The 7491-nt window shown below is 38.1% G+C and carries 6 protein-coding genes; 5 read left to right on the plus strand and 1 reads right to left on the minus strand.

The window, feature by feature from the left end; all coding sequences use genetic code 11:
- Positions 1-96 precede the first annotated feature (96 nt).
- Entirely contained in the window at positions 97-294 is a 198-nt protein-coding gene (locus tag DXC01_RS19315) for a hypothetical protein (RefSeq protein WP_118699640.1), read from the plus strand.
- A 120-nt stretch (positions 295-414) separates the two neighbouring features.
- On the opposite strand, the gene DXC01_RS19320 is transcribed toward DXC01_RS19315, so the two are convergent.
- Positions 415-2658, minus strand: a complete 2244-nt coding sequence (locus DXC01_RS19320) for a tetratricopeptide repeat protein (RefSeq protein WP_004614747.1) — start codon at positions 2656-2658, stop codon at positions 415-417.
- A 343-nt stretch (positions 2659-3001) separates the two neighbouring features.
- On the opposite strand from DXC01_RS19320, the gene DXC01_RS19325 reads away from it, so the two are divergent.
- The 4 genes from DXC01_RS19325 (at position 3002) to DXC01_RS19340 (ending at position 7383) form a co-directional block, all read left to right on the plus strand.
- Positions 3002-3169 (plus strand): hypothetical protein, encoded by a 168-nt coding sequence (locus DXC01_RS19325; protein WP_009245398.1) that lies wholly within the window; start codon positions 3002-3004, stop codon positions 3167-3169.
- A 76-nt stretch (positions 3170-3245) separates the two neighbouring features.
- Positions 3246-4835: a recombinase family protein gene (locus DXC01_RS19330; RefSeq protein ID WP_004614745.1), complete on the plus strand. Its 1590-nt coding sequence runs from the start codon at positions 3246-3248 to the stop codon at positions 4833-4835.
- Complete coding sequence (locus DXC01_RS19335; RefSeq protein ID WP_117636461.1) at positions 4832-6424, plus strand: recombinase family protein; 1593 nt, start codon at positions 4832-4834, stop codon at positions 6422-6424. Before DXC01_RS19330 ends, DXC01_RS19335 begins: the two co-directional genes overlap by 4 nt.
- 194 nt (positions 6425-6618) lie before the next feature.
- Positions 6619-7383: a S8 family serine peptidase gene (locus tag DXC01_RS19340; RefSeq protein WP_118699641.1), complete on the plus strand. Its 765-nt coding sequence runs from the start codon at positions 6619-6621 to the stop codon at positions 7381-7383.
- The last annotated feature ends 108 nt before the right edge of the window (positions 7384-7491 follow it).

Raw genomic sequence — 7491 nt, forward strand, 5'->3', positions numbered from 1 at the left:
AAACACTAAAAAATCCTTGATTTTCAAGGAAAAAAGACTTGACTATATAGGGAGGAAGATGAACAGATTTACGCTGCACTGGTAGGACTAGAACATATGCGGGAATATGCGGGAGAAAATGAGAAGATAATACTCTTGATTGATGAGCAAAAGAGCATTTTAGATAACATAAGATTGAGAAAAGCGGAATTTGCTGATGAATTTAAAAGACAATTGCAAAATAAAAATAGTCGAATTGAAGAAGAAATAGCAGAAATTGATCAGAGAATAAGGGAAATTCTTATGAGTGGGTGATATAGTAAAAAAGTTTTTTTAGAAAGAGCAGAAGATACACGGATTTTTTGTATCTTCTGCTGTAATCATGATTTATAGAAAACGAGTTGATTATATATTTTACAAGCGTTATAGGAACTGCTAGTGTTTGGTGGGAAGAATACTTTTTGCCAGAGCAATTCCAGCTTGTGGATATAATTCCTGAATTTTTTTATATTTTTCTTCAATCAATTCAGGTTCATCTGCCCATATATCTTCATAAATTTTCAAGGCTTTTTTAAAATGGGTTTTCGCTTGTGAAATATTTGCAGTGATCAGGCAGATACTTCCAAGGGATTCCTGTACCTGTGCATAATCCAAACAGTGGTTTGAATTATATTCTTTGATAATCTGTGCTAATTTCTGAAGAGCAGACAGGGCAAGGTCAGGTTCTTGTATTTCAGTTAAGAGGACAGCATAATTATTAATCTGAGGAATACTGTCATTAGTATAAAGAAGCTGGTATTGTTCTAAAAGAGAGATACCCATTTCCATGTGTTTTTTAGCCAGATTAAGTTGTCCGTTGATTCGGTAAAGCCCCCCAAGATTGGAATGGAGGTTGGAAACAAGGTGTGCATTCTTTTTTGTGGTTTCTTTTATTTGAGCAAGTGCTTCTTTTTCTAATTTTATCGCTTTTTCTGTTTTGGGTTCCAGAGTTGCCTGATAATCCAATAGTAAGGCACGGTCAGATGCAGTCCCGTAAGTATTTGCTTTTATAAAATGCTGTAGTTCCTGAATGATTTTTTTCATACCCTTTTGATAGTGGTACTTCTCCATATATGGAAAAACATCTTCTAAAAATAACAGGTATTGGGGAATATCATCCTTTTCAATGAATTGGATGATATTTTCTGTTGTCTGAAATAATTTTTTATAATAGCTAACTTCAATGCCATGCATCAAACATATTTTTCGCAGAGAATCCAATAACGTGTGGCAGCTTGTAATAGAAGGTGCGGTCTCGGAAACTGCAATTTCCTGAATCATTGGATGCAGAGAAATAGTATGCCGGAGACTTGACTGTACAAAACCTGTCTCAATCAGATCATTCACGTCATTTAAAGTAGGCAGCTCCAGCCATTTGGAAAATATACGGGCAGAAATACCAGATGAAGGCATAAAACACATATTGCACATAATATCCTGCTGTTTCCGTGATAAGGAGTATAACGAAAACAGGGTATGGATATGGTTGTAATAGGTGGCTTTTTTGCTCTGACCATCTTTCATTACTTTAATCTTATCTTCATTATGAAGAGAAGCCTTTTCCTCTTGAAGTTTTATCAATAATTGCTCTGGAGTTAAAATTCCATTTTCCAGAAGTTTGGCTGCCAGTTCGACAGCAAAAGTATGGTAGTGTACAGTTTCTATGATTTTTTCTACGATTGCCCGGTGTTCCTCTGCTTCTGAATAAAATACAGATGTCAGTTGAAAAAGAGTGGCTATATCTTTTAGTTCTTTTAACTGAAAACTACAGTATTCAGACAGTTGGCTTCTGGTTGTAAATAAAACCCGGCAACGGTATTTTAATACGACTGACAGGCAACTGTCCTGTGTGGATGTGACATTAAAATTGTCTATGATCAGCAGTGTATCAGATTTCAAAGAGCGTAAGAAACGGTTATGTCTTTGAAAACATTCCTGCTCACTGATTTCTGGTGGATCATCAATAAAATCCATGTCTGTGATATTTTGATATAGATTACCGGTGTATTCCATATAGAGAATATTGGTGTACTGTTTTCTGTATTGCTTTGCATAGGCTTTAGCAAGCTCGCTTTTTCCAATTCCGGCAATTCCATAAAGAAATATATGTCGGTTCTCTTTAAACAAAGTATGGAGTTCATCCAGTTCTTCTTCTCTTCCTAGAAAATGACGGCATGGTTTCGGGACTTCGCTGTCCATAATGTAATCCAGAACAATCGGAGATAGAACACCTCCTGCAATCAGTTTTTGATTTCTTGTATCACGTTTAATAAATTGCCGTTCCATACCAAAAGAAAGTACTTTTGCTAAAAACAACAGCCTTGAATCAGAAGGTTTATATAGAGATACAAGTTCCTGCTTTTTTGTATCCGAAATCGTATCGTCCTGTATGAATAACGTGTAAATGTCCTGTATAACCATGTTGCAGTCTGCCATTAAGGGAAGTAAGTTCCGCTGAATGGTTGTTGCCAGTTTTTTCTGATTGCTGGGTTTTGCATAATATGAGGTTATTTTGGGACTGATTTTTGCCTGTCCGGTTATCCAGCGGCAAATTAGACCATTATCCATAGAAAAATCTTCATTTATCGGATCATTCATAAAATCTTCAAATAATTCGTATAAAAAATCAGGTTGGTTCATCTGATTGCTTTCACTGATTTGATTTTTTAGGCATGTGCTAATAGAAGAAAAATCACATCGTTCCAACAGAAATCCCTCCTTTGGTTTTCGTGTTTTATATTCTTAAAGTCTTTTTATTATAACACGAACAAATGTTCCGGACAATAGGAATTGATACTGTATAGGAAGAAAATGAATCTTAAAAACTCAATCTGCGGTCAATTTCAATTCAATGTGATTGGTGCAGAATAATTTTAGAATGTAATCAGGCTTTCGAAAGCCGAATTCAATTCATACAGAACTTTTGTACAATCCTGCCGGCATAGGATGTAGAGAGAACTGTATGCTGAAGGAGGCATATAGCATGAATACGTTATTTGATTCTGTAGAAGTTCTGGATACAAAAAAAGAAATCCAAAAAGAGAATGTAAGCTATGAACATGCAGGATATCAGATTCGAGTGCATTTTAATGGGGAAAAGACATTGATCCAGTGCATTCAGAATCTTACTGAACGAAAAATTGCAGGTTGATTTTCTTAAGTTCTTGTTGTAAAATGAAGACAATTAAAGACAATGACTATGCAAGACCGATGAAAAGAGGGATAGAATGTATCAGGCAGGAATTTATTGCCGAATTTCCATTGAAGAGCAAAATAAAGAGGGTGAATACAGCAATAGTATTCACTCTCAGATTCAGATGGCAAGAGATTATATTGCAGAGAATAAAGATATTGCAGAGAAAAAAGTTTATGTAGACGATGGGGCTTCTGGAAGTAATTTTGAAAGAACTGAATTTCGGAGGATGCTGGCAGATATTGAGCTTGGTGTTATCAATATGGTGATTTTTAAGGACGTATCTCGACTTGGAAGAGAACATATTGATACCAACTATTATCTAGGCAAATATTTCCCGGAGAAACAGATTCGGATTGTTTCGATTCTGGATAATTATGATTCAGTAGTTGGAACTTATGATGAAATGTTAGAAATAAAAACTTTGCTGAATGATATGTATTTGAGAGATACATCCAGAAAGATTAAAATGACCATTCAGACAAAAAGAAGTATGGGCGAATATACACCGAAACAGCCTCCCTTTGGATATGTGAAAAGTAAAACAATTCATAATCATCTGGAAGTTGATCCTTATGCAGCCGAGGTTGTCCGAAGAATTTATAAAATGTATCAAAATGGATTTGGCTGTACGGTTATTTGCAGGACTTTGAATGAAGATGAAATCCCTTGTCCCGCAAAATATAAAAAGGAAGTTTTAAAAACCAATTATGTATGGGATTCGGGAAAAGGTCTGTGGACATCGTCTACTGTAAGTGGAATTTTAAAGAATCCGGTCTATACTGGGGCGGTTGTGATTCGGAAGCATGAAAGACCGTCTTATAAGCTGAAATACAAAAAGGCAATTCCACTGGAAGAAATGGAGCTGGTGCCGGATGCACATGAAGCAATCATTTCTAAAGACGAGTTTGATAGGGTTCAGCAAATAAGAAAGGGGCGCAGAGTTTCCTATTTTGATAAAAGCAATGAACCACATAAATATGTGGGACTGCTCTTTTGTGGGAAATGTAAAACAGCCATGCGAAAACGTTATCTGGCATCTCATAAAGATTATGACGGATATATGTGTGGTTTTCACCAGAAGCAGGGGCAGAATTACTGTGAGCTGAATCATATTACATTTGAAAAGCTGGATGAACTGGTTGTATTTGCAATCAACCAGCAATTGAAACAGATGAAGATGGATATGAAGAATCTGGAAACTCAGATCAGACAGAAACAGCCGGAACTGGATGGTAAAATTGCAAAATTGCAGGGAAAAATAGAAAGAAATCTGGAATACCGGAAACGAGTATATGAACAGTTTATGGATGAAGTACTTTCCAAAGAGGAATATTTGGAATTAAAACAGATGTATGAAACAGAGAATCAGAAATATCAAAAAGAATTATCAGAACTGAATCATGAAGAGCAAAGGCAGCGGGCGGCGGTCAATGAAACAAAGATATGGTTGGAGCATTTTAATCGCAGAAGAATAACGGTAAAGCAGCTTACCAGAGAAGTGCTTGTGGAGTTAGTTGATAAAATTTATGTATATCCAGAGCAGAAAATAGATATATATTTTAAGTTTGCTTCAGTAGAGAGTTCACCAGATAGAATACTTGAGAAAGATGGGGTGATATGATGTATCAGATGGGTGTATATTGTCGTCTGTCGAAGGATGATGGAGAGAATAAAGTTAGTGAGAGTATTGAAAATCAGATGAAACTGATTCGTGAGTATGTGACTAAATCAGAGGATCTGGAAATCGCAGATATTTATATTGATGACGGTTATTCGGGGCTTTATTTTGCGAATAGACCGGAATTTCAGCGGATGATGGAGGATATCTACAAAGGGAAAATTCAAGGCGTTATTACGAAAGATATTTCCCGGCTTGGGCGTGAACATATTGAAACCAGTAATTATATCGAGCGTGTTTTTCCATCTTTGGGTGTGCGTTATATTGCAATTTTGGATGGCGTGGATTCTGTTCATCACAGTAATGAAGAATTGGCACAGTTTAAGACGCTGTTTAATGATATGTATAGTCGTGATATATCTAAGAAAATCAGAGGTGCATTGACCGCCCAGAAGAAACGGGGACAGTTTATGTCTGGGTTTGCCCCATATGGATATGTAAAAGATCCGGCAGATAAGCATCATTTTCTTGTAGATGAAGAAGCAGCTAAAGTGGTACGGAGAATCTTTTATATGAGTCTGGAAGGATATTCCAGGGATGGTATTGCAAAGAAACTGAATCAGGAAGGAATTCTGACACCGTCAGAGTATAAGAGAAAGGTGCAGGGATTGAAATATGCCAATGCATTAGAAAAAGCGGGTGCAAAGGGCTGGGCATATCCTACGATCAATGTAATTTTGCGAAACAGAGTTTATACAGGGGCTATGGTACAGCATAAATCAGAAAAGATATCCTATAAAGTGGAAAAGTATCAATATATTCCAGAGGAACAGCAGTATATTGTGGAAGGAATGCACGAAGCAATTATCAGCAAAGATACTTTTGAGCAGGTACAGAAACTTATGAAGAAAAGAACACGGACACCGGGATTTAATAGCGAAGTGAGAAAGGTAAATCCATACGCAGGAATTATTGTTTGCGGAGATTGCGGATATAATTTCCAGAGGGTTACCTGTCGGGATGGTTATGAGTGCGGTACCTATCATAAAAAAGGAAACACAGTTTGTTATTCTCATTTCATTAAAAAAGAAGTATTAGATTCTATTGTGAAAAATGAAATCCAAAGACAAGCGGAACTGGCACTAAAAGAGAGTGATAAGGATGAAATATTAAAAGCAGCAGACAGGAAGAAGGAGGTGCAGAGACGATGTGCAGAAGCAAATCAGAAGATTGAACGGTTACAAAAAGAACTTGTGGCTGTCCAGAAGTATAAAAAGAAAACTTACGAAAATTATGTAGATGGTGTTCTGGATAAAGAAGAATACCTCTCCTATAAGGCAGAATATGAAAAGCAGGATAAAGAGATCAGGGCGAAGATTCAGTTGGCAGAACAAGAGAAAGACAGCTTTGGAGAGGCAGAAGAATCTTATGAAAACTGGATAGAGAAATTTATCAAGTATGGAACATTATCCGAAGTGACAAGAGAAATTGTGACAGAGTTGATAGAAAAGATTGTTGTGAATGGAGATAAGAGCATTGACATCGTATTTAAGTATCAGTCACCTTATTCTAAAGAGAAAAATGCAGTGTAAAGACTGCAAATTTTTTTACAATAACTTTCCCCTAGTTATAATGAACACATCAAGGGGATTCTCTGCTGGAAACATATCTCAGCAACGCAGCGAATGTAGGACGTTCTGTCATCTGTGTAGGAAGCGGAAATAATGGAAATGACCGGATCCATACGGCGGGACAGCTTCGACAGGGACAGACAGAAACTGTGGAAATGAGTATTGGGACTTATGAGACAACTTTGAATCTGCAGTTATGGAAAGCCTATGCAGATGAGATCGAGATTTCCATAGAAACGCCATCCGGCGAAAGACTGCCAACACTTTCGGAAAAAATCGGCACACAGAGATATCGTGCAGGGGAAACAGATTTATTGATTTACTACGGAAAGCCGGGACCTTTTCAGGTAACGCAGGAGATTTATTTTGATTTTATCCCTGTAGAGACATACCTCACCAGTGGAATCTGGAAGATTCATCTGCATGGCAGACGAATCCGGGAGGGTAATTATAACCTGTGGCTTCCGGGTGGAAATGTCCTGAACCCAGTGACCGGATTTTACCGTCCGATCGCTGCAGAAACACTCACGATCCCATCCACTGCAGCCAAAGTGATCACCGTAGGAGCCTATGACTCCAGACTAAACGCCTACGCCGATTTCTCCGGCCGCGGCGGATCGAATCTCTCATTCCCCAAACCGGATCTCGTCGCCCCCGGCGTAAACATCACCGCCCCCACTCCCGGCGGTGCCTATACCAGTGTCACCGGAACTTCTTTCTCCACTCCCTTCGTCACCGGCTCCGCCGCCCTCCTGATGGAATGGGGCATCATACAACGAAACGACCCATTCCTCTGGGGCGAGAAAGTCAAAGCCTACTTAAGACGAGGCGCGCAGCCCCTGCCCGGATTTAATGAGTATCCGAATGAAGCGGTGGGGTGGGGAAAGCTGTGCGTAGCACAAAGTCTTCCTAAAATATGAAAATATAAAATTTTTACAATTGCTGTCAGAAGAAAAATGGTATAATAAGCCTGAATTATTCACGGCAAAGCCGTGATCGTGGCTGAAAGCCACATAGTTACTGTATTT

This window comes from Blautia sp. OM07-19 (assembly GCF_003481595.1).
In the GTDB taxonomy this organism is placed as follows: Bacteria; Bacillota; Clostridia; order Lachnospirales; family Lachnospiraceae; genus Blautia_A; species Blautia_A intestinihominis.